This window comes from Humibacter ginsengisoli, assembly GCF_054780095.1.
On the sequence record NZ_BAAGWZ010000003.1, the window covers coordinates 157605 to 183154 of the forward strand.

General features: G+C 67.7%; 24 protein-coding genes and 1 tRNA gene. 18 read left to right on the forward strand and 7 right to left on the reverse strand.

The features are described 5' to 3' along the window. Positions 1-5 precede the first annotated feature (5 nt). The gene (hydA, locus tag ACYVI5_RS05445; RefSeq protein WP_460579309.1) at positions 6-1436 is read left to right on the forward strand and encodes a dihydropyrimidinase; all 1431 of its coding nucleotides are present in this window, start codon (positions 6-8) and stop codon (positions 1434-1436) included. A gap of 18 nt (positions 1437-1454) precedes the next feature. Then, positions 1455-2474 (forward strand): LLM class F420-dependent oxidoreductase, encoded by a 1020-nt coding sequence (locus ACYVI5_RS05450; protein WP_460579310.1) that lies wholly within the window; start codon positions 1455-1457, stop codon positions 2472-2474. 7 nt (positions 2475-2481) lie between these two features. Here ACYVI5_RS05450 and ACYVI5_RS05455 read toward each other — a convergent pair whose 3' ends face one another. After that, positions 2482-3351 (reverse strand): helix-turn-helix transcriptional regulator, encoded by an 870-nt coding sequence (locus ACYVI5_RS05455; RefSeq protein ID WP_460579311.1) that lies wholly within the window; start codon positions 3349-3351, stop codon positions 2482-2484. Positions 3352-3452: 101 nt separating this feature from the next. Between ACYVI5_RS05455 and ACYVI5_RS05460 the strand changes: the two genes are divergently transcribed. Next, positions 3453-4163: a Rossmann-fold NAD(P)-binding domain-containing protein gene (locus tag ACYVI5_RS05460; protein WP_460579312.1), complete on the forward strand. Its 711-nt coding sequence runs from the start codon at positions 3453-3455 to the stop codon at positions 4161-4163. Positions 4164-4412: 249 nt separating this feature from the next. Here ACYVI5_RS05460 and ACYVI5_RS05465 read toward each other — a convergent pair. Next, positions 4413-4498: transfer RNA gene (locus ACYVI5_RS05465), tRNA-Leu, on the reverse strand. Between the two features lie 160 nt (positions 4499-4658). Here ACYVI5_RS05465 and ACYVI5_RS05470 point away from each other — a divergent pair. The 3 genes from ACYVI5_RS05470 to mshC are packed head-to-tail and all read left to right on the forward strand — an operon-like array spanning position 4659 to position 8157. Continuing rightward, positions 4659-6002, forward strand: a complete 1344-nt coding sequence (locus ACYVI5_RS05470) for a M20/M25/M40 family metallo-hydrolase (protein WP_460579313.1) — start codon at positions 4659-4661, stop codon at positions 6000-6002. Between the two features lie 36 nt (positions 6003-6038). Then, positions 6039-6908, forward strand: coding sequence for an undecaprenyl-diphosphate phosphatase (locus ACYVI5_RS05475; RefSeq protein ID WP_460579314.1), 870 nt, complete (start codon positions 6039-6041; stop codon positions 6906-6908). Beyond that, complete coding sequence (gene mshC, locus ACYVI5_RS05480; RefSeq protein WP_460579315.1) at positions 6901-8157, forward strand: cysteine--1-D-myo-inosityl 2-amino-2-deoxy-alpha-D-glucopyranoside ligase; 1257 nt, start codon at positions 6901-6903, stop codon at positions 8155-8157. The genes ACYVI5_RS05475 and mshC overlap by 8 nt, the downstream gene beginning before the upstream one ends. 8 nt (positions 8158-8165) lie before the next feature. On the opposite strand, the gene ACYVI5_RS05485 is transcribed toward mshC, so the two are convergent. Beyond that, positions 8166-9116, reverse strand: a complete 951-nt coding sequence (locus ACYVI5_RS05485) for a PAC2 family protein (protein WP_460533933.1) — start codon at positions 9114-9116, stop codon at positions 8166-8168. A gap of 106 nt (positions 9117-9222) precedes the next feature. Here ACYVI5_RS05485 and ACYVI5_RS05490 point away from each other — a divergent pair, with 106 nt between their 5' ends. From ACYVI5_RS05490 to lnt, 10 genes are all read left to right on the forward strand, one after another. Next, complete coding sequence (locus tag ACYVI5_RS05490; RefSeq protein WP_460579316.1) at positions 9223-9891, forward strand: HAD family hydrolase; 669 nt, start codon at positions 9223-9225, stop codon at positions 9889-9891. Further along, positions 9888-10922 carry a tRNA (adenine-N1)-methyltransferase gene (locus ACYVI5_RS05495; protein WP_460579317.1) on the forward strand — a complete coding sequence of 345 codons (1035 nt, stop codon included), beginning with the start codon at positions 9888-9890 and terminating at the stop codon, positions 10920-10922. The genes ACYVI5_RS05490 and ACYVI5_RS05495 overlap by 4 nt, the downstream gene beginning before the upstream one ends. A gap of 79 nt (positions 10923-11001) precedes the next feature. Further along, positions 11002-11940: a hypothetical protein gene (locus ACYVI5_RS05500; protein WP_460579318.1), complete on the forward strand. Its 939-nt coding sequence runs from the start codon at positions 11002-11004 to the stop codon at positions 11938-11940. A 59-nt stretch (positions 11941-11999) separates the two neighbouring features. Then, a complete protein-coding gene (locus ACYVI5_RS05505) occupies positions 12000-13019 on the forward strand; it encodes a helix-turn-helix transcriptional regulator (protein WP_460579319.1) in 1020 nt (339 codons plus the stop codon). Further along, positions 13012-13998 carry a helix-turn-helix transcriptional regulator gene (locus tag ACYVI5_RS05510; protein WP_460579320.1) on the forward strand — a complete coding sequence of 329 codons (987 nt, stop codon included), beginning with the start codon at positions 13012-13014 and terminating at the stop codon, positions 13996-13998. Before ACYVI5_RS05505 ends, ACYVI5_RS05510 begins: the two co-directional genes overlap by 8 nt. Positions 13999-14066: 68 nt before the next feature. Then, a complete protein-coding gene (locus tag ACYVI5_RS05515; RefSeq protein WP_460579321.1) occupies positions 14067-14423 on the forward strand; it encodes a hypothetical protein in 357 nt (118 codons plus the stop codon). A gap of 1 nt (position 14424) precedes the next feature. After that, positions 14425-14664 (forward strand): Sec-independent protein translocase family protein, encoded by a 240-nt coding sequence (gene tatA / locus ACYVI5_RS05520; RefSeq protein WP_460533919.1) that lies wholly within the window; start codon positions 14425-14427, stop codon positions 14662-14664. A gap of 5 nt (positions 14665-14669) precedes the next feature. After that, positions 14670-15467, forward strand: coding sequence for a twin-arginine translocase subunit TatC (gene tatC / locus ACYVI5_RS05525; RefSeq protein WP_460533917.1), 798 nt, complete (start codon positions 14670-14672; stop codon positions 15465-15467). A 24-nt stretch (positions 15468-15491) separates the two neighbouring features. Beyond that, on the forward strand, positions 15492-17918 hold the full coding sequence (locus ACYVI5_RS05530) for a DEAD/DEAH box helicase (protein ID WP_460579322.1): 2427 nt from the start codon (positions 15492-15494) through the stop codon (positions 17916-17918). Between the two features lie 55 nt (positions 17919-17973). After that, the gene (lnt, locus tag ACYVI5_RS05535) at positions 17974-19551 is read left to right on the forward strand and encodes an apolipoprotein N-acyltransferase (protein ID WP_460579323.1); all 1578 of its coding nucleotides are present in this window, start codon (positions 17974-17976) and stop codon (positions 19549-19551) included. A gap of 97 nt (positions 19552-19648) precedes the next feature. On the opposite strand, the gene ACYVI5_RS05540 is transcribed toward lnt, so the two are convergent. The 4 genes from ACYVI5_RS05540 to ACYVI5_RS05555 all read right to left on the reverse strand — a co-directional run bounded on the left by ACYVI5_RS05540 (position 19649) and on the right by ACYVI5_RS05555 (position 22544). Then, a complete protein-coding gene (locus tag ACYVI5_RS05540) occupies positions 19649-20014 on the reverse strand; it encodes an RNA polymerase-binding protein RbpA (protein WP_460533913.1) in 366 nt (121 codons plus the stop codon). A gap of 124 nt (positions 20015-20138) precedes the next feature. Continuing rightward, positions 20139-20933, reverse strand: a complete 795-nt coding sequence (locus ACYVI5_RS05545) for a PI-PLC domain-containing protein (RefSeq protein ID WP_460579324.1) — start codon at positions 20931-20933, stop codon at positions 20139-20141. After that, positions 20926-22065: an SPFH domain-containing protein gene (locus ACYVI5_RS05550; RefSeq protein ID WP_460579325.1), complete on the reverse strand. Its 1140-nt coding sequence runs from the start codon at positions 22063-22065 to the stop codon at positions 20926-20928. The genes ACYVI5_RS05545 and ACYVI5_RS05550 overlap by 8 nt, the downstream gene beginning before the upstream one ends. Then, on the reverse strand, positions 22062-22544 hold the full coding sequence (locus tag ACYVI5_RS05555) for an NfeD family protein (RefSeq protein ID WP_460579326.1): 483 nt from the start codon (positions 22542-22544) through the stop codon (positions 22062-22064). Before ACYVI5_RS05555 ends, ACYVI5_RS05550 begins: the two co-directional genes overlap by 4 nt. A gap of 178 nt (positions 22545-22722) precedes the next feature. Between ACYVI5_RS05555 and ACYVI5_RS05560 the strand changes: the two genes are divergently transcribed. After that, positions 22723-23490: an SDR family oxidoreductase gene (locus tag ACYVI5_RS05560; protein ID WP_460579327.1), complete on the forward strand. Its 768-nt coding sequence runs from the start codon at positions 22723-22725 to the stop codon at positions 23488-23490. Between the two features lie 4 nt (positions 23491-23494). Continuing rightward, complete coding sequence (locus ACYVI5_RS05565; RefSeq protein ID WP_460579328.1) at positions 23495-25540, forward strand: S9 family peptidase; 2046 nt, start codon at positions 23495-23497, stop codon at positions 25538-25540. The last annotated feature ends 10 nt before the right edge of the window (positions 25541-25550 follow it).

Sequence of the window (25550 nt, forward strand, 5' to 3'; positions counted from 1 at the left end):
ACACGATGAAGACGCTCATCACCGGCGGTACCGTGGTCAGCTCGACCGGACGGGCGGCCGCCGACGTGCTCGTCGACGGGGCGACCATCGTCGCCGTCCTCGAGCCGGGCTCGCAGTTGCTGGGCTCCGACCTGAAGGCATCCGTCGACACCGTCATCGACGCCAGCGGAAAGTACGTCATCCCCGGCGGAATCGATCCGCACACGCACATGGAGATGCCGTTCGGCGGCACGAACGCCAGCGACACCTTCGAGACCGGCACCAGGGCAGCAGCGATCGGCGGAACGACGACCGTCATCGACTTCGTCACGCAGTATCCCGATCAGAACGTGCTCGACCAGTACCACCTGTGGCACGAGAAGGCTGCGGGGAACTGCGCGATCGACTACGGGTTCCACCAGATCCTCTCCGACGTGCAGGACTCGTCGCTGATCGCAATGGACGAGCTCGTGAACGAGGGCGTGACGAGTTTCAAGCTTTTCATGGCGTACAAGGGCGTGTTCCTCTCCGACGACGGGCAGATCTTCCGGGCGTTCCAGAAGGGTGCCGAGAACGGCGCGCTGATGATGATGCACGCCGAGAACGGTTCGGTCATCGATGTGCTCGTGCAGCAGGCACTCGCCGCAGGCGACACCGGCCCCGTGTACCACGGGCTCACCCGCCCGTGGCAGATGGAGGAGGAAGCCACGCACAGGGCCATCATGATCGCCGACGTGGCCGGCACGCCGCTGTATTTCGTGCACGTGAGCGCGAAGCAGGCCGTCGAACAGATCGCCGCCGCGCGTCACCGAGGGTCGAACGTGTTCGGCGAGACGTGCCCGCAGTACCTCTATCTCAGCCTCGAGGACCAGCTGGGCGCGCACAGCGACCGGTGGGGCGACTTCGAGGGAGCGAAGTGGGTGGCCTCACCGCCGCTGCGCTCGAAGCACGAGGGACACATCGAGGAGCTCTGGCGCGCTCTGCGCACGAACGAGCTCCAGCTCGTCTCCACGGATCACTGCCCGTTCTGCATGAAGGACCAGAAGGAGCTGGGGCTGGCCAGCTTCGCGAAGATCCCGAACGGCATCGGCACCGTTGAGCATCGGATCGACCTGCTGTACCAGGCGGTCGCGACGGGCAAGATCTCGCTCGAGCGTTTCGTCGAGATCACCTCCACGACGCCCGCCCGGATGTTCGGTCTGTACGGGCGCAAGGGCGTGATCCAGCCCGGCGCGGACGGCGACGTCGTCGTCTACGACCCGAACGGCCACACCACCATCTCGGCCGCGACGCACCACATGAACCTCGACTACTCCGCGTGGGAGGGCTTCGAGATCGACGGCCGGGTGCAGACGGTGCTGTCGAAGGGCAAGGTCATCGTCGACGACGGTGAATACGTCGGTTCCAACGGCGACGGCGTCTTCCTCAAACGCGGGCTGAGCCAGTACCTGGTGTGACGAGAGAGGCATCCGCTCATGGAGTTCGGCGTCGTTCTGCAGACCGATCCGCCCGCGAGCCGGGTGGTGCATCTCGCCGAGCTCGCAGAGCAGTACGGCTTCAGCCACGCGTGGACGTTCGACTCGCACCTGCTCTGGGAGGAGCCGTACGTCATCCACTCCCAGATCCTCGCCCGCACGCACCGCATCAAGGTGGGACCCTTCGTCACGAATCCGGCAACACGGGATTGGACGGTGACGGCTTCCGTCTTCGCCACGCTCAACGAGCTGTACGGCAACCGCACGGTCTGCGGCATCGGCCGAGGCGACTCGGCCGTGCGCGTCACGAACGGCAAGCCGGTGACAATGGCCGAACTGCGCGAGGCGATCCACGTCATCCGCGAGCTCGCCAACAGCCGGGCTGTCGAGTACAAGGGGTCCACCCTGCGCTTCCCGTGGTCGAAGGGGAGCGAGCTTCAGGTGTGGGTCGCCGCGTACGGACCGCAAGCGCTGAAACTCGCCGGCGAGGTCGGTGACGGGTACATCCTGCAGCTTGCGGACCTCGACGTCGCCGAGTGGATGATCCGGGCCGTCAAAGACGCAGCGCGCGCGGCAGGTCGCGACCCCGAGTCCCTGGCGATCTGCGTGGCCGCACCGATGTACGTGGGAACGGATGTCGACCATCAGCACGAGCAGACCCGATGGTTCGGCGGCATGGTCGGCAACCACATCGCCGATATCGTGCGCCGTTACGGCGAGAGCGGAAGCGCCGTTCCCCAGGTGCTGTCGGACTACATCAGGGAGCGCGAAGGCTACGACTACAACGAGCACGGCCGGGCCGGGAACACCCATACCGCCTTCGTCTCGGATGAGATCGTCGACCGGCTGTGCGTGCTCGGGCCGGCCGAGGACCACATCGCGAAGCTGAAAGCGTTGCGGGAGCTGGGCGTCACCCAGTTCGCCGGATATCTTCAGCACGACGACAAGGAGGAGACTCTGCGGGTCTACGGTGAGACGGTGATTCCCGCCATCCTGGGGCACGTCGCCGCGAAGGGGTAGGCGTCCGCTATCGTCCTGAGCCGCCGCTCGACGGTACTTCGGCGAACGCCTGCGTGCCGAGAACGATGGCCAGCTTCAGCCGCTCGGCATCCTCCGTTCCCGGCTGGGCCGAGTAGATCATGATCCGAAGATCATCACCCGCCACGATGAACGTGTCGCAGTCAAGGCCGATGCGGCCGGCTTCCGGATGCTCGATGAACTTATGGCGGGAGTGATCCTCGTGCAGCCGCATCTCGCCGTCGTCCCAGAGCTCCGAGAACCGTGTACTTTCCCGCCGGAGCCGGGACACCAGGGCGCGCAGCCTGGGGTCTGCGGGATACTTCGCCACCGAGAGCCTCAGATCCGCGACGAGCCCGGCCTGCTGATCGAGAAGCTCGTCCGGACCGAGTTCGGCCACCGGGCCGGGCCCGACCATGTTCCGCCACACTCCATTGCGCTGGATGCCCCGCCAGGCCGAGGCGCCGGTGAGCGCGTCGTACGCGGCGTTCGTGACGAGGAGATTCCACATGGCGTCGTACACGGCGATCGGGTTCTCGGAAAGCCGATCCAGCATCCGCTGCACGCTAGGCGGAATGCGCGCAGGGACCAGTTCACGACCGGGAACAGCCAGCCCGGCGAGCCGGAACAGCAGTTCGCGTTCCGGATCGGTCAGGCGCAGTGCTCGTGCCAGAGCCTCGACCACCTGACCAGACGGCGAGGTGGCACGCCCCTGCTCCAGCCTTGTGAGGTAGTCGACGGAGATCCCGGCCAGGGCAGCCAGCTCCTCGCGACGAAGACCTTCGGCGCGTCGGCGGGTGCCGACCGGAGCTCCGACGGTCTCAGGTGCCACCCGATCACGCCAACGCCGAACCGTGCGGCCGAACTCCTGCTGCTCCACGGCTCCAGTCTGCTCCGCAGCACACGCGTTGTCGTGGCACTGCCAGTCCTACGAAGAAGAGACGACTGCCTGCGCGTCGAACCCAGGCAGAGCATTGACCCATGACCACAACACTCATCACCGGGGCCAACAAGGGCCTCGGCAAGGAAACCGCCCGCCGCCTCATCGAACTGGGCCACACCGTCTACATCGGATCGCGCGACGAGCAGCGCGGACGCGAAGCCGCCGACGAGCTCGGCGCCCGATTCGTGCAGCTGGACGTGACGGACGACGTCTCCGTCGAGTCCGCCATCGCGACGATTGCGAGCGAGGGCGGACTCGACGTACTCGTCAACAATGCCGGGATCGCCAAGCGCACCGCGGACGGGCAGGGCGAGGCCGTCGACGGACCCAGCGCGCTCGAGGTGTACGACACGAACGCGGTGGGCATCATCCGGGTCACGGAAGCTGCGCTGCCCCTTCTGCGTCGATCGCCCAATCCCGTCGTTGTCAATGTGTCGAGCGCACTCGGCTCATTCTGGGCGACGCACGAGCCGTCCCGCCCTGCCTCGCACTATCCGTCGATCGTTTACGGGTCGAGCAAGGCAGCCGTCTCGATGCTCACGGTTCAGTACGCGAAGGTGGTTCCGGAGGTGAAGTTCAACGCCGTCGAGCCCGGCATCACGGCGACCGAGCTCGGTGGGGGAGACCCGGGCAGCCATCCCGGACGCCCTGCGTCCGAGAGCGCAGAGGTCGTCGCCGCCTGGGCGAACATCGGGGTGGACGGGCCGACGGGCACGTTCCAGGAGGATGCAGGCGTGCTCGGCTGGTGAACCCCGCCCGGGGCCCCTGCGCGCCGTGGGGGCCCACCCCCGAGGGGTCACGTAGACGTTCCAGGTGCGGTTTCGAAGCGGTGCTTCGAAACCGGCGAGGGGGGACTTGTCCCTGCGGCCCCTCCAACCGCCGCTTCGCGGCGCTCGGAGCCTCCGGCCGTGGGGGCCCACCCCCGAGGGGTTCAAGGAGACCCGCACGCGGATGAAATGAGAAGAGCCGGTCCTTTCGGACCGGCTCTTCTCATTTCGTGCGCGAGGGGGGACTTGAACCCCCACGCCCGATAAAGGGCACTAGCACCTCAAGCTAGCGCGTCTGCCTATTCCGCCACCCGCGCGCACTTTTCGGAGGCCGACCAATCGGCCACCGACGTACGAGGTTAGCACGAATCCGATGCCCCTTCCGCCCGCGCCGGAGAGACCGCGGTGGCCGCCGGAGGGGCCGAGCACAGGCATCCGATTGGTCGCCGAGAACCCCCTCCCGGTAGCGTTGCACCCATGACCAACCCGGACGACGCCACCACCAGCGCCGACGGATCAGGAACCGAGCAGAGCCTCGACGAGACGGCGCGCATCGCACGGGATCTCATCCGCATCGACACCACCAACTGGGGCGAAGGACGGGCGAAAGGCGAGACAGATGCCGCAACCTACGTCAGCGAGCACCTCGCCTCCCTGGGGCTGAAGCCCCGGACGTTCGAATCGCGGCCCGACCGCACCACCGTCGTCGCCCGCATCGATGGACGCGACCGCAGCAAACCGGCCCTCGTCGTGCACGGCCACCTGGATGTCGTGCCTGCCGACCCGTCGGACTGGACCTTCGACCCCTTCGCGGGCGAGATCCACGACGGACTGCTCTGGGGCCGCGGCGCCGTGGACATGAAGAACATGGACGCGATGATCCTCACCGCGTTGGGCGACATCCTGCGTGCGGGGCAAGCGCCGGAACGCGACCTCGTCATCGCTTTCTTCGCCGACGAGGAGGACGGCGGCCTGTTCGGTTCGCACTTCATGGTCGACGAGCATCCCGACGTCTTCGAAGGCGCCACGGAGGCCATCAGCGAGGTCGGTGGTTACTCCGTCGATGTCGCGGGCACCCGGGCATACCTGATGCAGACGGGGGAGAAGTCCCTGGTCTGGATCCGCCTCGTCGCGCGCGGCAAGGCGGCACACGGCTCCCGCATGGTGAATGAGAACGCCGTCACGAAGCTGGCGGAAGCGGTCGTCGCGATCGGCACGCACGAATGGCCCGTGCGTCTCACCGAGACGACGGCCCAGCTGGTCGGCGAACTCGCCCGCCTGCTCGACGTCGACCCGGTCGCGCTGGGGCCGGACGAGGTGGTGCTGCGCAGCGGAACGGCATCCGGTTTCATCCGTGCCACACTGCGCACCACGAGCAACCCCACTCTGCTGAAGGCCGGCTACAAGCACAACGTTGTGCCGGAGCGCGCGGAGGCGCTGGTCGACATCCGCACCCTCGCCGGTGAGGAGGATGACGTGCTGCTGAAGGTGCGCGAGCTCGTCGACGACGACGTCGACATCGAGATCGTGCACCGCGACATCGGTCTCGAAGCGCCGTTCGCCGGCCCTCTCGTGGATGCCATGACGGATGCCCTGCTGTCGCACGACTCCGACGCCGTCGTGCTGCCGTACCTGCTCTCCGGAGGCACCGACAACAAGGCGCTCAGCAGGCTCGGCATCACCGGCTACGGCTTCGCCCCGCTGAAGCTGCCCGCCGACATCGATTTTCCCGCCATGTTCCACGGGGTCGACGAGCGGGTTCCGCTCGACGCGCTCGTATTCGGCCGCACCGTGCTGCGCCACCTGCTCTCCACCTACTGACGCCGCCCTTATGGCCCGACCCACCGAAAGGGTGCGATGGATTTCGTCAACGCGCTGATCCTCGGCCTCGTGCAGGGGCTCACCGAGTTTCTGCCCGTCTCCTCGAGCGCGCACGTGCGCATCGTCGGCGAGCTGATCGGCACGGGGGAGGACCCGGGAGCGGCGTTCACCGCCATCATCCAGCTCGGCACCGAGCTCGCCGTGCTCGTCTACTTCTGGCACGACGTCACGCACATCATCGGGCGATGGTTCCTCGCCCTGTTCGGCCGCATCCCGCGGAACGACCCGACGGCGCGTCTCGGCTGGATGATCATCGTGGGCAGCATCCCGATCGTCGTGCTCGGGCTGCTGTTCCAGAACGCGATCGAGACCACGTTCCGCTCGCTCTGGATCGTCGCCGTCACGCTCATCGTGTTCGCGGTCGTGCTGTGGGTCGCGGACTACATCGGCGCGAAGACGCGCCGCGTCTCAGAGCTGACCTGGGGGCACGCGGCGATCTACGGCATCGCCCAGGCGTTCGCCCTCGTACCCGGCGTCTCCCGCTCCGGTGGAACCATCTCGGCCGGTCTGTTCATGGGCTACCAGCGCAGCGCGGCTGCCAGGTACTCGTTCCTGCTGGCCATGCCCGCCGTCTTCGGAAGCGGACTGTACGAGCTGTACAAGTCGGTCAAGCATCCGTGCGTGGCGGGGTCGCACGAAGCGACGACGCACGCGTGCACCCCCGAGGTCTTCAACGCGGTCGACACGTTCGGCGCCACGGTCGTGGCCTTCGCGGTCGGGTTGCTCGTGATCGCATTCTTCATGCGCTACATCTCACGACGCAGCTTCCTGCCGTTCGTCGTCTACCGCATTGCGCTCGGCGTGCTCCTGATGATCCTCCTCGCTGCGGGGGTGCTGAATGCCTGAGTCCTGGGTGCGCCCGCAGGTACCGACCCTCCCCGGCACGGGCAGGCCGCCACGTCTGCACGACACGGCCACAGGCGAAAGGCTCTGCTCAGCGCCAGACGACACCATCGCCAGGCTCTACGTCTGCGGAATCACGCCGTACGACGCCACGCACATCGGTCACGCGAGCACATATCTCGTGTTCGACACGCTGCAGCGGGTGTGGCTGGACGCCGGGCTCGAGGTGCACTACGCCCAGAACATCACCGACATCGACGATCCTCTCCTGGAACGCGCTGAGGCCACCGGCGTGCCGTGGCGCGAACTCGCCGATCAGCAGATCGACCTGTTCCGCGGCGACATGACCGCGCTGCGCATCCTGCCGCCCCAGGACTACGTCGCCGTCACCGAGGTGATCGACGAGATCGCGGATGCCGTTGCCCTCCTGCTCGAACGCGGCACCGCCTATCGAGTGCCTACGCCCGACGCGGGTGCCGGCGGCGCCGAGACCGACGACGTCTACTTCGACATCGCCTCGGCGGAGCGCACCAGCCCGTGGCGGATCGGGGAGGAGAGCAACCTCGACCGGGCTGACATGCTCGCCCTGTCCGCCGAGCGCGGCGGTGACCCCGACCGCGTGGGCAAACGGGACGCGCTCGACCCGCTGCTCTGGCGCGCCGCCCGCGAGGGGGAGCCGTCGTGGGCATCGGTGCTCGGCCGGGGCCGGCCCGGCTGGCACATCGAGTGCTCGGTCATCGCGCTCAAGCACCTCGGGCACGACTTCACCGTGCAGGGCGGGGGAGCGGACCTGATCTTCCCGCACCACGACCTCAGCGCGGGCCACGCGGCGGCACTCAGCGGGCATCCGCTCGCGAAGGTCTTCAGCCACGCCGGGCTGGTCGCGTACCAGGGCGAGAAGATGAGCAAGTCCCTGGGCAACCTCGTTCTGGTCTCTGACCTGTTACAGCGCGGTGTGCCTGCCGCCGCCATCAGGCTGGCGCTGCTCGCTCACCACTACCGCGACGAGTGGGAGTGGACGCAGGAAGGACTCGAGGCGGCGCTCCGCCGGCTGGATGCCTGGCGCGGCATCCATGCCACCACGACCGGTGCCCGCGCGCTCGACGTGCTCGAGCAGGTGCGCGAGCGACTCGCCGACGACCTCGACACGCCCGGCGCGCTCGCGGTGATCGACGACGCGGTGGAGTCAGGAGTCGACGACCCGGCACTCATCCGCGCACTCGTCGACGCCCTGCTCGGCGTCGCGCTCTAAGCGGAGGACTACTCCCGCCGCCAGGGCTCGTCGGGGCCTCTGCCGTCGCCCCTGCCGTCGCCCTTGTCGCGGCCGTCGCCCCGGCGGCGCAGGTAGCGCTCGAACTCCTGCGCGATCGCCTCCCCGCTGGCCTCGGGGGAGTCCACGGTGTCCCTGGCCTGCTCGAGCTGCTCGATGTATGCCGCCATGTCCTCGTCGTCGGCGGCGAGCGCGTCGATGCCGCTCTCCCAGGCGGCCGAATCCGCCACGAGCTCTCCTCGGGGCACCGTCACGTCGATGAGTTGCTCGAGCCTCTCGATGAGGGCGAGCATCGCCTTCGGGCTCGGCGAGTTGTGCACATAGTGCGGAACGGATGCCCACAGCGCCAGCGTCGGGATCCCCACGGTCTCCGCCGCGTCGGCCAGCACGCTGAGGATGCCGACCGGACCTTCGTACGTCGGGCGCTCCACTCCGAGATCGGCACGCACCTGCGGGTTGTCGCTGGAGGCGAAGACGGAGATCGGCCGGGTGTGCGGAACGTCGGCGAGCATGGACCCGAGCAGCACGATGCCGTCGATGCCCGCGGCGAGCGCGGCATCGATGAGCTCGGCGGTGAACGCCTTCCAGCTGCGCGACGGCTCCGTGCCGAGCAGGAGATAGAGGTTGCCTACCCCGCTCCCGCTGGCGTGCGCCTCGGCATCCTCTTCCAGCGGATCGAGGTGGATGCCGGGCGACACCGGCGCGTATACCACCGCGCCCGGCCACTCCAGCCTGCGCCTGCCCTCTTCGTCGGCGGCGAGCATCGGACGGTTGAACTGGAAGTCGTAGTACAGCTCAGGGTCGATGCTCGCGACCGGCACGACATCCAGGGAGTCCTTCAGAGTGCGCACGGCTCCGCTCGCGGCTTCGCCCGCGTCGTTCCACCCCTCGAACGCCACCACCAGGATGCGTCCGTCGAAGATCCCGCTGTCGTTGCTCACGCTTTCGGCTGCTTTCGTCCTCGGCGCCCGGCTGGGCGCGCCTACCCAGAATAGGCCCGGGTCCACGACGACCGGCCGCTGGAGGCCGCCAATAGAATGGATGCTCGTGACCTCCGCCGCCCCCGCCGCCGTCCTCTTCGACATGGACGGCACCCTCGTCGACACCGAGCCGTACTGGATGCGGGCGGAGACCGAGCTCGTCACAGAGCACGGCGGAACGTGGACGCACGACGACGCGCTCGTGCTGGTCGGGTCGGGCTTATGGGAATCGGCGAGGGTCTTCCAGCAGCACGGCGTCGACCTCGACGCTGACACGATCGTCGCGACGCTCACCCGACGTGTGCAGGACCAGCTCGAATCCGATGGTGTGCCTTGGCGCCCGGGAGCGAAGGAGCTCCTGCTCGACATCCGGAACAACGGTGTGAAGACGGCGCTCGTGACCATGTCTATCCGCGACATGGCCGAGCAGATCGTGGCACACATCCCGTTCCCCGCCTTCGACGTGCTCGTCACCGGAGATGAGGTCGCCCGGCCGAAGCCGTACGCCGACCCCTATCTCGACGCGGCGCGAAAGCTGGGCGTGCACCCTGAGGACTGCGTCGCCATCGAGGACTCGATGAACGGGCTGGCTTCGGCAGTGGCCGCCGGCACCGTCGCGATCGGGGTTCCGCACATGATCCCGCTTCCGAGCTGCGACGAGCACACGCTGTGGCCGACGCTGGATGGCGTCAGCTTCGCCGACCTGGCCGAGCTGTTCGAGGAGCGGGCGGCGTGACCGCCGGCGAGCTCCCGGCGTCCTCCGGTCCGTTCCGCCCGGGCGACCGGGTGCAGTTGACCGGACCGAAGGGGCACCTGCACACCATCACCCTCGTTCCCGGCAAGGTGTTCCACACGCACAAGGGACCTCTTCCGCACGATGCCATCATCGGCCTGCCCGACGGCTCCGTCGTGGCGAACGAGGCAGGCGTGGAACATCTGGCGTTGCGCCCGCTGCTCACCGACTTCGTCATGTCGATGCCACGCGGAGCCGCGATCGTCTATCCGAAGGATGCCGCGCAGATCCTCGCGCAGGCCGACGTCTTCCCCGGTGCCACAGTCGTGGAGGCCGGCGTGGGTTCCGGCGCCCTCTCGCTGTGGCTGCTGCGGGCGATCGGGCCGCAGGGACGGCTCCTCTCCTTCGAACGACGCGCCGAGTTCGCCGACGTCGCGCGCGGCAACGTAGAGACGTTCTTCGGCGAGCTTCCGAAGATGTGGACGCTCACCGTCGGCGACCTGCAGAAGGAGCTGGCGCTGGCAGCGCCTGACGGCACCGCCGACCGCATCGTGCTCGACATGCTGGCGCCGTGGGAGTGCGTGGATGCCTGTGCCGCCACCCTGAAACCCGGTGGCGTGCTGCTGTGCTACGTCGCGACCGTCACGCAGCTCTCCCGGGTGGCGGAGGCGATCCGCGGGAGCGGGGCGTTCACGCACCCGATCTCGAACGAGACGATGGTGCGGGGCTGGCACGTGGAGGGTCTCGCCGTGCGGCCGGACCATCGCATGATCGCACACACCGGCTTCCTGATCAGTGCGCGTCGGCTGGCGCCGGGCACGGAGCTGCCCGAGCTGAAGAGGCGGGCATCCAAGAGCGAATACAGCGAAGACGACGTCGAGGCCTGGACGCCTGGCGCACTCGGTGAACGAGTGGTGAGCCCGAAGAGCCTGCGCAAGCGGGTGCGGGAGGCATCCGAGTCCGCGCGGCTGGCCCGAGAACGTGACGCAGCACCATCCGATGGCGGAGCCGAGGGACATCAGGCCGTCGACTAGCATGGGATGCCGGAGCGCTCGGACCGCCCTGCCTGCCCTGGCCGCCCCTGACCCCTCGTCCCTCGTCGAAAGAGGAATCGTGCGCACACTCCTGGCACGCACAGCACCGGCACGCTCTGTGCCGCTCACCGCACGCGCTCGTCGCATCGGCACGGTGATCGCCGCGGCAGCACTCGTGGGCGTCGGGCTGACCGGATGCTCGGCCGCGTCGGCGAGTTCCTGCGTGCAGCCGGGGGATGCGTCTCAACTGGTCCACACGTCGGGCGCGTTCGGCTCGCCGCACGCGTCGTTCCCGCACCCGATCGACACGAGCACGCTGCAGAAGAGCACCGTGAAGACCGGCTCGGGCAACACCATCGGCAAGGGCCAGATGGTCAGGTTCACGCTGGCGCACTACGACGCATCGACGGGCAAGTCCGTCGAGACGTTCCCGGCCGCTGTGCCCGCGGGCGGGAAGAGCTCGCTGCCCGGCCTTCAGAAGGCGTTGCTGTGCACCACTGTCGGATCGCGCATCGTGGTCACGGGAACCGAGGCCGACATCGCCGGCAGCCAGGGGTCGGCAGACCAGGCTGTGGTGCTCGTCGTCGACGTCGAGAAGGCCTACCCCTCGCGCGCGACAGGCTCTCCGCGACCGGGACAGCCCGGCATGCCCACCGTGGTCCTTGCACCGAACGGCCAGCCCGGCATCAAGATCACCGAGAACACCGTGCCCACGAAGCTGCGCACGGCCGTGCTCCGACAGGGTTCGGGCGCCGTCGTGAAGAAGGTCGATTCCTCTAGCGGGGTGCTGGTGAACTACACCGCGGTCACGTACAACGACCCCACCTCCGTCGCCGGATCCAGCTGGGTGGACGGGTCTCCCGTCGTCTGGCCGACCACGGATTCCAGCGGCTTCACCCCGCCCGCCGATGTGGTGAAGCAACTCGTCGGCCAGAACGTCGGAAGCCAGGTGCTCGTCGTCACACCGGGCAGCAACGCCACGGCGTACGTGATCGACATCCTCGGCATCTGGAAGTAGCGCGACGGGCATCATCGCGCTCGCGCCGTCCGAGGCGGCGACCTCATAGGATTGCCTGCGTGTCCCCACAGAAGGTCCCCGTCGAGGAGCGCTTGTTCTCGCTTGTGCTCACCCTCGTCGCCACCGAAGCGGGGCTGACGAAGAGCGAGATCCTCTCCAGCGTGCAGGGCTACAACTCCCGGTACCGGGAGGGCGGCGACAATAGCGCGCTCGAGCGGCAGTTCGAACGCGACAAAGACGACATCCGCGAGCTCGGCATCCCTCTGGAGACGGTCGAAGACCCTGGGGATCCCGGCAACAATCAGGGTCTGCGCTATCGCATTCCCAAGACGGCATACGATCTGCCCGCCGACATCACGTTCTCTCCGCAGGAGATGGCGCTGCTCCGCCTCGCCGCCACCGTCTGGCGGGAAGGGTCCCTCTCGGCGGACTCCCGCAGGGCGATCATGAAGCTGCGCACGCTGGGCGTCGAGGCCGACGACCCGCTGGTCGGGTTCGCTCCCCGCGTGCGCACCAGGGAGGCCGCATTCGAACCGTTCGAGGTCGCCCTGGAGCGCAGCGTCGTCGTGAACTTCGACTACCTGAAGCCGGGGGAGACCGAGGCGACCAAGCGTGTCGTCGAGCCGCTCGCGCTCGTCCAGTTCCACGGACGTTGGCTGCTGCACGCCCATGACAAAGGAGTGGATGCCCCGCGCACCTTTCTGCTCTCGCGCGTGATCGGCCGCCCGCGAGCCACCCAGATCGGGTTCACGCGGCGAGGCACCGACTACGCCTCGCACGCGATCGACGAGCTGCAGAAGATCTGGGACCGCAATCAGGCCGAGCTCGACGTGCTCCCCGGAACGGATGCCTGGGTGCGGCTGAGCAAGCGCGAAGACGCGCGCCGCAATGATGACGGCAACCTGCTTGTGCACTACTCCGACACGGCGCTCCTCGCCGACGAGCTCGCGGGTTATGGCCCCGAGGTGCGCGTGATCTGGCCGCAGCGCCTCGTGGACGCGGTGCGCGAACGCTTGCGTACGACAGTGATGGCGCACACGGCGAACACCGGCGCGGGGGAGGTGGATGCCCGTGGCTGAGCCTGCCGGTCCCCGCGACGCCCGCGACAAGCTCGCCCTGCTGCTCTCGCTCATCCCGTACCTGATGGATCACGAGAGCGCGTCCGTCGACGAGGTCGCTGCCGCGTTCGACGTCTCGCCGAAGCAGATCCGCGACGCCGTCTATCTGATCGCGGTCTCCGGCCTGCCTGGCGAATCGCATTCGTATCTGCCCGGCGACCTGTTCGACATCGACTGGGACGAACTGGAGCAGCACGATCGGATCGCGCTCACGCACACCGTGGCGATAGACGACACGCCGCGACTCTCGGCACGCGAGGCCGCAGCCCTGATCGCGGGCCTGCAGTATCTCAGCTCGCTGCCCGAGCACGCCGACCGCGATGCCATGTCCTCGCTGATGGCCAAGCTCGAACGCGGAACGGCCGCGGGCGCCGCCCAGGTCGCGGTCGCCCCTGCGGCACTTCGCGACACCGTCGCCACTATCAGGGAGGCGATCGAGAAGAGGACGCAGGTCGACCTCGACTATGTCAGCGCCCGCGGCGACTCCGAACGGCGCACCGTCGATCCGTTGCGCATCGAGTCCGTCAACGACGACTGGTACCTGCGCGGGTGGTGCCATCTGCGCGAGGCGGTGCGCACCTTCCGCCTCGACCGCATCGACCACCTCGTCTCGACGGGGCAACCGATCAGCGAGCACGCCGCACACGTCGTGCTGCCGGAGCGGCTGTTCCAGGGCTCGGCCGAAGACCTCACGGTGTCTGTCGACGTCGTCGCGGCCGCGCTGCCGCTGATCGCCGACTACATTCCCGACGATGCTGCGCGCATCCAGGACGGCGACGTCGTGCACACCAAGGTTCGGGTGGCGCACTATCACGGGCTGAAGCGCATGGTGGCCCGGTTCGCCGGCCAGGTCACGGTCACCGCTCCAGAGGAGGCGCGGATCGCGGTGGCGGACTGGGCACGCGCAGGTGCAGCCCGTTACGAGGATCCGACCGCCTAGCGACCGGCTATCGCGGCTGTCGCCGCTCAAAGGCTCAATCGGGCCGCCATCGCCTATAGGGTGAAGCAATGCCGTGGTGGTCCTGGCTCGTCATCTGGCTCGTGCTCGTGCTTGCGCTGCTCGGCATGCTCGCGGTGCTCGGGTATCGCTTGTTCGTGAAGGCGATGCGCACGATGAGCGCCCTCGGCGAGCTCGCGGAGAAGACCGAGGTGCTCTCCACCCGCTTCGACGACGATGCCGGCGAACCTGCCTTTCGTCCTGCCGCGCTCGGCCCAGCCCGTGAATACGCGCAGAGGTGGGAGGATCGCCGTGCGCGCAGTGCAACGATCAGGCATACTCGACGAGAAGAGAGAGTCCGGCGCGGTAAACTCCTGGTGAGTGCCGATCCGAGTCGGTTCTCCCACCTACTGCGAAAGCGACACTGAAATGCTTGGCGATCTCTTCAGCGGATGGCACATCTGGATCATCCTGCTCATCATCGTGCTCCTGTTCGGCGCGACCCGACTTCCCGCACTGGCGCGGAGCATCGGGCAGTCCACTCGTATCTTCAAGAAGGAGATCCGGGACGGACAGGAAGAAGACGAGGCCGCCGAAGCTGCCAAGTCCTCTAAGACCGACACCAAGGCCGAGCCTTCGACGGCTGACAAGCCGGCCGACAAGATCTAGTCGCCGTGAGCACCGCCGCTCGTACCAAGCGCGGCAGCAATCCCGAAGGCCGGATGTCGCTGGGGGCACACCTCCGGGAACTGAAGAACCGCTTCTTCTGGATCGCAGGTGGAATCCTCGTTGGCGCCATCGCCGGCTGGTTCCTCGAACCGTTCGTGTGGGATGCGATCAGCCTGCCTGTGCATGAGATTGCAAAGACGCAGCATGCCAGCATCAACTGGCCGAACGTGACCGCGGCGTTCGACCTGAAGCTGCAGTTGAGCGTCTACATCGGCATCATCATCACGTCGCCGTTGTGGCTGTACCAGATTTTCGCGTTCCTGACCCCTGGGCTCAACCGCAGGGAGAAGGGCTACACGTTCGGGTTCTTCTTCACCGCGATTCCGCTGTTCCTCGCCGGCTGTGCCGCCGGCTGGTGGGTCGTTCCGCACATCGTGGGCGTGCTGACCAGCTTCGTGCCTAACGGTGAGACCACCCTGTTGGTGGCATCCGACTACTTCAACTTCGTTCTCAAGCTGATCATCGTCGTGGGCATCGCGTTCGTGCTGCCGGTGTTCGTCGTGCTGCTCAACTTCATGCGCGTGATCAGCGCCAAGGCGATCATCAAGTCGTGGCGGTGGGCGATTCTCGTGATCATGGTCTTCACTGCGATCGCGACGCCGTCCGCCGACGTCATCTCGATGTTCCTGCTCGCCCTTCCGCTGATCGTGCTCTACCTTCTGGCCTGGGCCGTCGCGTGGATACACGACCGCAGAGATGCGAAGCGTGCACTCGACATCGACGCCGAGCTCGCGGCGGGGTAGCGGCGAGCCCCTTAGTCTGAACGGGTGACCGAGCAGCTCTCGCCCGCCGATCGTTTCGCGGCGTCGCGGAGCCGTGTCGGACATCCGCGGCTCGAGGAGTTCCGGCAACACCAGCGGTTCGACCTCGACCCGTTCCAGCGCGAGGCGTGTGGCGCCCTCGAGGACGGCCACAGCGTACTCGTCGCCGCGCCGACGGGCGCCGGCAAGACCGTCGTGGCGGCGTTCGCAGTTGCTCTCGCGATGCGGCATCCCAGCGCCAAGGTCTTCTACACCACGCCGATGAAGGCGCTGTCCAACCAGAAGTACCAGGAATTCGCCGACGAGTACGGAACGGATGCCGTCGGCCTGCTCACGGGTGACACCAACGTCAATGCCGGCGCCAGGGTGGTGGTCATGACCACCGAGGTGCTCCGGAACATGCTGTATGCGGAGTCGGATCTGCTCACCGACCTCGCCTACGTCGTGATGGACGAGGTGCACTACCTCGCCGATCGGTTCCGGGGCGCGGTGTGGGAAGAGGTGATCATCCACCTGCCGCCCGAGGTGCGCTTGGTGTCGCTGTCGGCGACCGTGTCGAACGCCGAGGAGTTCGGCGACTGGCTGCAGGCCGTTCGCGGCGACACCGACGTGATCGTGTCGGAGAGCAGGCCGGTCCCGCTGGAGCAGCACGTACTCGTGCGACAGCGTCTGGTCGACCTCTTCGAGTCGGCTGCGCGGGGCGCGGCGAACCGGGTCAATCCTGAGCTGGTGCAGATGGCACGGCTCGGCGGACGTCCGTCCGGATCCCGTCAGTACAGCGACCGCGGCAGACGGCGGGGGCGCGGCAGGCCCGACATGGACAGGCTCGACCGGCCAGAGGTGGTGCGGCTGCTCGACGACCGCAACCTCTTGCCGGCGATCGTGTTCGTGTTCAGCAGGGCCGGCTGCGATCAGGCGGTGTCGCAGGTGCTGCGGTCGGGCATCCGTCTCACCGAAGAGCACGAGCGCGAGCAGATCCGGCTGGTTGCCGAGGGGCGCTGCCGCACGATCGCCGACGAAGACCTCGCAGTGCTCGGCTACTGGGAGTGGTTGGAGGGCCTGCAGCGCGGCGTCGCCGCTCACCACGCAGGGCTGCTTCCCGCGTTCAAGGAGGTGGTCGAGGAACTCTTCCGGCGCAAGCTCGTCAAGGTGGTGTTCGCGACCGAGACGCTCGCTCTCGGCATCAACATGCCGGCACGAACCGTCGTGCTCGAACGGCTGGAGAAATTCAACGGCGAGGCCAGGGTGCCCATCACGCCGGGGGAGTACACGCAGCTGACCGGGCGGGCGGGCCGTCGCGGCATCGACGTCGAGGGGCACTGCGTCATCCAGTGGCGCGACGGGCTGGACCCGCAGGCTGTGGCGGCACTGGCCTCCAGGCGCAGCTACCCGCTGAACTCGAGCTTCCGGCCCACGTACAACATGGCGGTCAACCTCATCGCCCAGTTCGGCAGGGATCGCACCCGCGAGATCCTCGAGTCGTCGTTCGCTCAGTTCCAGGCCGACCGTGCCGTCGTCGATCTCGCGCGCACGGTGCGCAAGCAGGAGGAATCGCTCGCCGGGTACGAGCGGGCCATGCAGTGCCACCTCGGCGACTTCGCCGAGTACGCCGCACTCCGTCGCGAGCTCAGCGATTTGGAGCGCAAGGGTGCCAGGGCAGGCTCGCAGAGCGCCGCCGCTGTTCAGGCGCGCAGCAGGGAGCTGGCCGATCTGAGACGACGCATGAAGAGGCATCCGTGCCACGGATGCGCCGAGCGGGAACAGCACGCACGCTGGGCCGAACGGTGGTGGCGCCTGAAGCGCGAGACGGATGCCCTCACTCGCCAGATCCGTACCCGTACCGGTGCCGTCGCGACGGTCTTCGATCGTGTGACCGAGGTGCTTCTCGAGCTGGGCTATCTCGGGGACCGCGACGGCTCGCTCGCCCCCACTCAGCACGGCCGCGTGCTGGCCCGGATATACGGCGAACGAGACCTGCTGGTCGCGGAGTGCCTGAGACGCAACGTGTGGGCAGAGTTGGACGCGCCCGGTCTTGCAGCGATGATCTGCGCGCTCGTGTTCGAGCCGCGGCGCGACGAGCCGAATCCCGCCGAGCGGTTCCTGCCGCGCGGGGCATTCCGGGAGGTGCTGCAGAAGACAGAAGAGCTGTGGGCGCGCCTGGACGACCTGGAGCGGGAGCACCGGCTGCCGGGCAGCGAGCCACTGGCGACCGCGCTGTGCGTGGCGATGCACCAGTGGGCATCCGGGCGTCCGCTGGCCGCCGTGCTGGCGGAGGCCGACCTGCCCGCAGGGGACTTCGTGCGCTGGGCGAAGCAGGTGATCGATCTGCTCGACCAGCTTTCCGGCGTCGCCACGGGCCCTCTGGCACCCGTGGCGAGGGACGCCCTGGTCGCGGTGCGACGGGGGATCGTGGCGTACTCCGGCGTCGGATGAGGAACCGGGCCATGCGCTCGGCGAGCACCATGCCCCGTTCCCCTATGCTCGCATCGTGACTTCGCCCGCCCGCCCGCTGACTCCGCTGTGGCTGGCGATCATCCTCGGCGCAGGCGGGGGAGTGGTGTACGACGGAGCGTTCCCGGCGATCGACGTGTGGCCGCTCGCGTTCGTAGGCCTGGCGCTCATGCTCGTCGCCCTCGCCGGGCGCTCCATCGGTGCCGCCGTGCTGGTCGGATTCCTGTCCGGGCTGACCTTCTACCTCACCCAGGTGTCGTGGACCGCGCTGTATCTGGGACCCGTGCCGTGGATCGCGTTGTCGGTCTTCGAGTCGTTGCTTTTCGCGCTCGGGGCCGTGGCGATCGCGCTGGCTTACCGCTGGGTGCCGCGAGCCTTTCCGTCCGCGCTCGGTCGTCTGGGACTCCTCCCGGTCATCGTCGCCGGCCTCTGGACCGGCAGGGAGTGGCTCTCCGGCAACTGGCCGTACGGCGGCTTCGCCTGGGGGCGCGCAGCTCTCTCGCAGTCGGAGAGCCCGTTCGCCCACCTCGTCGCATGGTTCGGCCTCTCCGGCGTCTCCTTCCTCATCGTCTGGATCGTCGCCCTGGCCATCGAGTGCGCACGCTTGAAGAGGCATCCGTTTGCGCAGATGCCTGCGAACAAGACGGATGCCTCGGCCGAGCACCCCGGTGTACGAACCGGTGTCGCGGTCGCGGCCATCGCGCTCGTGCTCGCCGTTCCACTCTGGCCGGCCACCATCTCGGGCAGCACGAGGATCGGCGCTGTGCAAGGAAATGGGCCAGCGGGATACTTCGATCGCGCTCAGCCAGGCGACGTGATGAACGCGCAGATCGCGGCGACCCGGCCCCTGATCGGCAAGACCGTCGACATGGTCGTGTGGCCGGAGGGCAGTGCCGACATCGATCCCACCAGGGACTGGTCGTCTGCCGCCGTGCTCGACAATCTCAGCACGCAGCTGCACGCCCCGATGATCGTGGGCACGATCACGTACCGGCACGGCAAGTACTACAACTCGTCGCTGCTCTGGAAGGCCGGGAAGGGCGCGGTCGCCATCTACGACAAGCGACACCCGGTGCCGTTCGGCGAGTACGTGCCCGACCGTTCGTTCTGGATGCCGTTCGCACCGAGTCTGCTCAGCCTGATCGGCCGCCAGTACACGCCGGGAACCCGCAGCAACGTGTTCGATGTCGACGGGGTAAGGGCAGGCATCTCGATCTGCTTCGACATCGTCGACGATCAGCTCACCACCGACATGATGGACGGCGGGGCACAGGTCATCCTGGCGCAGACCAACAATGCCGATTTCGGGCGCACCAAGGAGAACATGCAGCAGCTCGCAATCGCGCGACTGCGTGCCGTGGAGACCGGCCGGAGTCTGGTGAACATCTCCACAGTGGGAACGAGCCAGATCATCGATCCGGACGGCCGAACGATCGCGCAGATTCCTGCCTACAAACCGGGCGCGATGCTGGCGGATGTTCCTCTGGGCACCACGACGACGCCTGCGACTTTGCTCAGCCGCGCCTGGGAAGTGCTGGCGTGCGGACTCGGTCTCGGCGGACTGGTGGTGGCGGCCATCACGATGCCGCGCACGCGTCACAGCCGGTCGCGCTGAGGCGCCTCACACGAAAACGCAGCCTGCCGGAGCAGGCTGCGTCACCATCCGGCCGGGCTTGCACCCGGCTCCTCGGCGCTTCTCGGCCGAGTGCGCCTCAGGCGCCGATCTTGTGCTCTCCGCGGCGTGCGCGCAGATAGGCGAGACGCTCCTCCAGGAGCTCCTCCAGCTCCGCACGCGTGCGGCGCTCGAGCAGCATGTCCCAGTGACTGCGCGGTGCCTTCACGTCGGAACGGTCCACCTCGACGGGCGCATCGTCCACGAGCAGGGTCGCCTCGTGGCCGCAGTACTTGCACTCCCAGGTCTCGGGAGCCTCGGCATCGGCGGCGAACACGACCTCCGTCTCACGGTCGCAGTTCGAGCACTTGTAGTTGTACGTGGTGCGGGCAGAGAACGTGACGCCCTCTTCGCTCTGCAGGCTCTGAGCACCGAGTCTCATGCCTCGCAAGCTGCGATCTGCCATTGTGTGGTCTCCTCTCGCGATGCCTCCACACTTATAAACCGTCAAGCTGGGCATTCTCTGCCCGGCACATCCGGAGATTCAGCCTCCTTTCAGGCATTTTCTTCGTTCAGGGTCTCACGAACTCCTAGGTCACGCCGGGAGAACGGCGCGGGTTGTGCCCCGTGCCGGCATGCAGTATGGCCCGAAGCAGATCGCATCGGTCGGTCACGATGCCGTCGACGCCGAGGGCAAGCAGATCGCGCATCTCATCCGGGTCGTCGATCGTCCACACGTGCACTTCCTTCCCCGCCGCGTGCACGGCGCTCACGAACCCGGGGGAGACCACCGTGACGGCGCCACGCCGACGTGGCACCTGTACGGCGTCGACGCCGCGCAGTGCCAGCCGAACGAGCGGGGCGAAGCGCAGCCACGCTCCGATCAGGCAGATCACCACGCCCGGCGTCGACGCGGAGGTGGCCGCACCGGGAAGCGCACGCACGGCCCGGCGCCGTCGACGCTGCCGGAACGAGGTGACCAGCACGCGCGGCTCGGCCCCGGCATCCCGGATGGCCCGGATCGTCGGGAGGAGCGCGGCATCCGTCTTGATGTCGATGTTGAATCGGGCGTTCGGAAAGCAGGCGAGTGCGGTCTCCAGGGTCGTGAGGGCGCCGCCGCCCACCAGGGTCAGGTCGCGAAGACGTTCCCACGGCAGCTGTTCAACCCCAAGCCGAACACCGGCGATGCGCGCCAGGTCGTCGTCGTGGCAGATCACGGCCACGCCGTCAGCGCTGGCGTGCACGTCGGTTTCCAGGATGTCCGTGCCCGCGTCGAGCGCCGCCCGGAACGCGTCGAGCGTGTTCTCCGGTGCATGCAGCGCCAGGCCTCGGTGTGCGATCGCGCGAGGCGGGGCGCCGTCGAAGTAGCGTGCCGGGTCAGGCATCCGTCCGCGGCGTGGAGTCGGGGTCGGCCGATGGCCCGGAAGGCGATTGATCTGACGGCGTTGACGCGGATGAGTCGGTTTCGCCGAGGAGGTCCGCGGGCGGCTCGACGAGCTTTTCGACAGGGGTGTCGATGATCTCCTGCACGCTCGTTTCGCCCGGTGTGCCCGAGGTCTCGGCAATCCGATCGAGGTCGGCGTAGGACTTCAGCGGCGAAGGAGGTCCCGTACGCGGCTTGCCCTGCGACGCGAAGCCCTCTCCGATACCCCGCAGAGCCTCGGTCAACTCGCTCGGGATGAACCAGAGCTTGTTCGAAGCGCCCTCCGCGATCTTGGGGAGCGTCTGCAGATACTGGTATGCCAGCAGCAGGTTGTCCGGATTGCCCTCGTGGATGGCGGCGAACACGGTCTCAATCGCCTTCGCCTCACCCTCGGCAACGAGCACGGCCGCTCGCGCCTCGCCTTCCGCGTTCAGGATCGCGGCCTGTCTGTTGCCCTCCGCGGTGAGGATCGCGGACTGCTTCGTGCCCTCCGCGGTGAGGATGAGCGCACGCCGGTCACGCTCCGCCCTCATCTGCTTCTCCATCGAGTCCTGGATGGACACCGGCGGGTCGATCGCTTTGAGTTCGACACGGCTGACCCGGATGCCCCACTTGCCTGTCGACTCGTCGAGAACGGTGCGCAGCTGGCTGTTGATGTTGTCGCGGCTGGTCAGCGTCTCCTCCAGGTTGAGGCCGCCGACGACGTTGCGGAGCGTGGTCGTGGTGAGCTGCTCGACCGCGTTGAGGTAGTTCGCGATCTCGTAGGTTGCGGCACGGGCATCCGTCACCTGAAAGTAGACGACCGTGTCGATGGACACGACGAGGTTGTCCTCCGTGATCACCGGTTGCGGAGGAAAGCTCACCACCTGCTCGCGCAGGTCGATCAGCGGGCGGAGCCGATCGACGAAGGGGACGAGCAGGTTCAGTCCGGGAAGGAGCGTCTTGTGGTAGCGCCCCAATCGCTCGACGACTCCGGCCCTCGCCTGCGGCACGATCCGGATCGCCCGGAACAACGTGACGAGCACGAAGATCAGGATGATCAGTACGACGATCCAGACGATGATCTGCACGACGAGCCCTTCTACAGAGGTCATGAGGTGGTTTTCCCTGCCGGGACGACGACCGCCGTCGCCCCTTCGATCGCGGTCACGTGCACCAGTTCTCCCGGTTCCACGTGTCGCGGCATGCCGGATGCGTCGACATCTGCCAGCCGCGACGTCCACACCTCGCCGTTGGCCAGTCTCACGAGACCCCTGCCGTCGTTACCGAACGACTCCACAACCCTGCCCTCCTGACCGAGAAGAGCGGCGACGTTGCTCCTGGCCGGGTCTCCACCGCGGCGAAGGGCACGCAGCAGCGGAGGCCGGAGCAGGAACAGCAGCAGGATCGAAAGCACCGCCGCAACGAGGATCTGAGCCCACCAGGGGAATCCGAACAGACCGCTGATCAGGCCCCCGAGAGAGCCGATCGCCAGCATCAGGAAGACGAAGTCCAGCGAAAGCATCTCGACGATGACGAAGACCAGGATCAGAACGAGCCAGGCGATCCACGCGTAAGACGAAACGACATCCATGTCGCACACGCTCCTTTCGCGCCTGGTCAGACGCTATCAGCATGCGGCCTCAGCCCCACGATGGCGCGGTCGGCGGCGGGCGAGCCGGTCACGACGACGCCCGACGACCGGCCTGAGATACTGTCCTGGTGCCCTTCGCAGGGCCGTACAGCACTGGCAGCACAAGGAGAACTTCATCGTGAGCAACCCTCTCGCCCCGTCGTCACTGTCCGGAAAGCGGGCCCTCGTGACCGGTTCCTCCCGAGGCATCGGAGCGGACACCGTCGGATACTTTGCCGAGGCGGGCGCGAGCGTCGTCATCAACTACCGCAACAAGGAGGCACGGGCACGTAAGCTCGCGGACTCGATCCAGGCATCCGGCGGCACCGCCATCGTGGTCGGGGCGGATCTCACCGACACCGAGTCCGTCGCAGCCATGTTCGAGAAGGTTCAGCGCGAGTTCGGCGGCCTCGACATCCTCGTGCTGAACGCGTCGGGCGGAATGGAGTCCGGCATGGAGGCGGACTACGCGCTCAAGCTCAATCGCGACGCCCAGGTGAACGTATTGAAGGCGGCGCTGCCGCTCCTTGGCGAGGGATCCCGCGTGGTCTTCGTCACCAGTCACCAGGCGCACTTCATCCGCAGTACGCCGACCATGCCTGAGTACGAGCCGGTGGCGCTGAGCAAACGGGCGGGCGAAGACGCATTGCGCGAGCTCATTCCCGAGCTGGATGCCCGCGGCATCGGCTTCGTCGTCGTCTCCGGCGACATGATCGAGGGCACGATCACCGCCACTCTGCTCGAACGTGCGAATCCCGGCGCCATTCAGCAGCGCAAGGAAGCGGCCGGACGCCTGTACAACGTGAGCGAGTTCGCCGCCGAGGTTGCGAAGGCCGCCGTCGAGCCGGTTCCGGATGACCACACTCGTCTCATCGGCGACGTCACGGATTTCGCGGCGGAGGCCTGACCGCGTGAAAGCCGAAGACATCACCCGTCTCGTCTCAGTCTCGAGCCCCACTCTGAGCCCGGACGGCGGTACCGTCGTCGTGGCCGCGGCGCATCCCGACCTCGACGCCGACGCCTACGTGGGGCAGCTCTGGTCCGTCGACGTGAAGGGGAGCACCTCGCCCCGGCGGATCACCCGCGGCTTCCGCGACGCCGCACCGCAGTTCTCGCCGGACGGCTCGGCCATCGCCTTCCTCCGTGCAGAACCCGGCAAACCAGCACAGCTGCACGTCATGGCCACGACGGGCGGCGAGCCGATCCAGGTCACCGACCGCAAGCTGGGTGTCTCGGAGTTCGCGTGGTCGCCCGACGGGTCGATGTTCGCGTTCGTCTCCAGAGAGCCGGAGCACGGCCGTTACGGCACCGTGGAGGGCGTAGACCCGGCCGCCGAACCACCGCGTCGCATCACCACCTACCGCTACTCGGCGAACGGTGTCGGCTGGATGCGGGATCGTCGCAGCCAAGTGTTCGTCGTTCCCGTGCCCGACCTGTGCGCCGCGCCCGTCGTGCAGCCCGTCGCATCCTCCGACGGCGTGGCAGAACCGCGGCCCGCTGTGATCGAGCCGCGCCCGCTGACGAACGACGACGCAGAGCACGGCGCCATCGCCTTCGCTGCAGACGGCCGGCATGTGGCGGTGGTCTCCGACGGGCATCCTGCTGCCGACGACGATCTGCGCTCGATCCTCACGCTCGTGCCCATCGACGGCGGCGAGCCCCTCTCAGTCGTCGGGCCGGATGCGAATCTGTCCCTCGGGGAGAGCGCCGGCGCGGTCGCCGTCACGGAGGAGGGCGCACTGTACTTCGTCGCGCAGCACGTGGGGGAGTCCGGGCGGGACTTCGTCGCCCGCAACTCCGGCCTCTACCTGGTGGAGTCGGTGGGGGAGCAGCCGATCCGCCTCACCGACGACGAAACGATCGACCTCACCGGGAGCGACGTTGTGCTGTCACCTCACGGGGCACTCGTGCGGAACGCGCAACGGGGCCGGGTCACCCTGCTCGCGGTCGGGTCCGACGGAGTCGTCACCACACTGGTGCGTGACCGGGAGGTGACCGGTGCTGCCTCGGCGGGGCAGACCGTCGCGTTCTCGTTCCAGTCCGAGTCGACGTTCGGCGACTTCGCGGTCGTCGATGTCGCCCGCCTCGAGCGTGAGGACGCGCATGAGGCCGCCGTCCGGGTGCTCACCGACTTCTCTTCCGAGCTGCGAGCGAAGGGCGTCCGCACGCCGATCGAGTTCGAGGCGACCGGCCGCGACGGCTATCCCGTGCATGGCTGGGTGGTGCTGCCCGAGGGGGAGGGGCCGCATCCGGTGCTTCTCAACATCCATGGCGGGCCCTACGCGCAGTACTCCATTCACGTGTTCGACGAGTCGCAGGTATACGCGGACGCCGGCTACGCCGTCGTCTACTGCAACCCGAGGGGCTCGGCCGGGTACGGCCAGGAGCACGGGCGCGCGATCAAGGGCCGCATGGGCACCGTCGACCTGGACGACGTGCTGGACTTTCTGGATGCCGCGGTGGCCGCGCATCCCGAACTCGACGGCGACCGGGTGGGCATTCTCGGTGGCTCGTACGGCGGCTATCTCACGGCGTGGACCATCGCGCACGACCATCGGTTCGCGGCGGCCATCGTCGAGCGGGGTTACCTCGACCCGCAGTTCTTCTTCGGGACGAGCGACATCGGCTCGTTCTTCGGCGAGGAGTACAACGGCGCCGATCCCGAGCTCATCGCGGCGCAGAGCCCCCAGGCGCACGTCGGCGATGTTCGCACGCCGACTCTGGTGATGCACTCGGAGAACGACCTGCGTTGTCCGCTCAGCCAGGCGGAGCGCTATTTCGCCTCGCTGAAGCGCGGCGGGGTGGAGACGGAGCTCGTCGTCTTTCCCGGTGAGGATCACGAGCTCAGCCGATCGGGCAGGCCGCGCCATCGTGTACAGCGATTCGAGATCATCCTCGACTGGTGGGCACGCCACTTGCCCACCGTGCGGAACCATCGCTCCGAGCCAGTGGCTTGAGCTCGCATCC

Excerpts from the sequence above, each read along its gene's own strand:
- hydA (WP_460579309.1), top strand. The coding sequence starts at position 6 with ATGAAGACGCTCATCACCGGCGGTACCGTGGTCAGCTCGACCGGACGG.
- ACYVI5_RS05450 (WP_460579310.1), top strand. The coding sequence starts at position 1,455 with ATGGAGTTCGGCGTCGTTCTGCAGACCGATCCGCCCGCGAGCCGGGTG.
- ACYVI5_RS05460 (WP_460579312.1), top strand. The coding sequence starts at position 3,453 with ATGACCACAACACTCATCACCGGGGCCAACAAGGGCCTCGGCAAGGAA.
- ACYVI5_RS05470 (WP_460579313.1), top strand. The coding sequence starts at position 4,659 with ATGACCAACCCGGACGACGCCACCACCAGCGCCGACGGATCAGGAACC.
- ACYVI5_RS05475 (WP_460579314.1), top strand. The coding sequence starts at position 6,039 with ATGGATTTCGTCAACGCGCTGATCCTCGGCCTCGTGCAGGGGCTCACC.
- mshC (WP_460579315.1), top strand. The coding sequence starts at position 6,901 with ATGCCTGAGTCCTGGGTGCGCCCGCAGGTACCGACCCTCCCCGGCACG.
- ACYVI5_RS05515 (WP_460579321.1), top strand. The coding sequence starts at position 14,067 with ATGCCGTGGTGGTCCTGGCTCGTCATCTGGCTCGTGCTCGTGCTTGCG.
- tatA (WP_460533919.1), top strand. The coding sequence starts at position 14,425 with ATGCTTGGCGATCTCTTCAGCGGATGGCACATCTGGATCATCCTGCTC.
- ACYVI5_RS05540 (WP_460533913.1), bottom strand. The coding sequence starts at position 20,014 with ATGGCAGATCGCAGCTTGCGAGGCATGAGACTCGGTGCTCAGAGCCTG.
- ACYVI5_RS05545 (WP_460579324.1), bottom strand. The coding sequence starts at position 20,933 with ATGCCTGACCCGGCACGCTACTTCGACGGCGCCCCGCCTCGCGCGATC.
- ACYVI5_RS05550 (WP_460579325.1), bottom strand. The coding sequence starts at position 22,065 with ATGACCTCTGTAGAAGGGCTCGTCGTGCAGATCATCGTCTGGATCGTC.
- ACYVI5_RS05555 (WP_460579326.1), bottom strand. The coding sequence starts at position 22,544 with ATGGATGTCGTTTCGTCTTACGCGTGGATCGCCTGGCTCGTTCTGATC.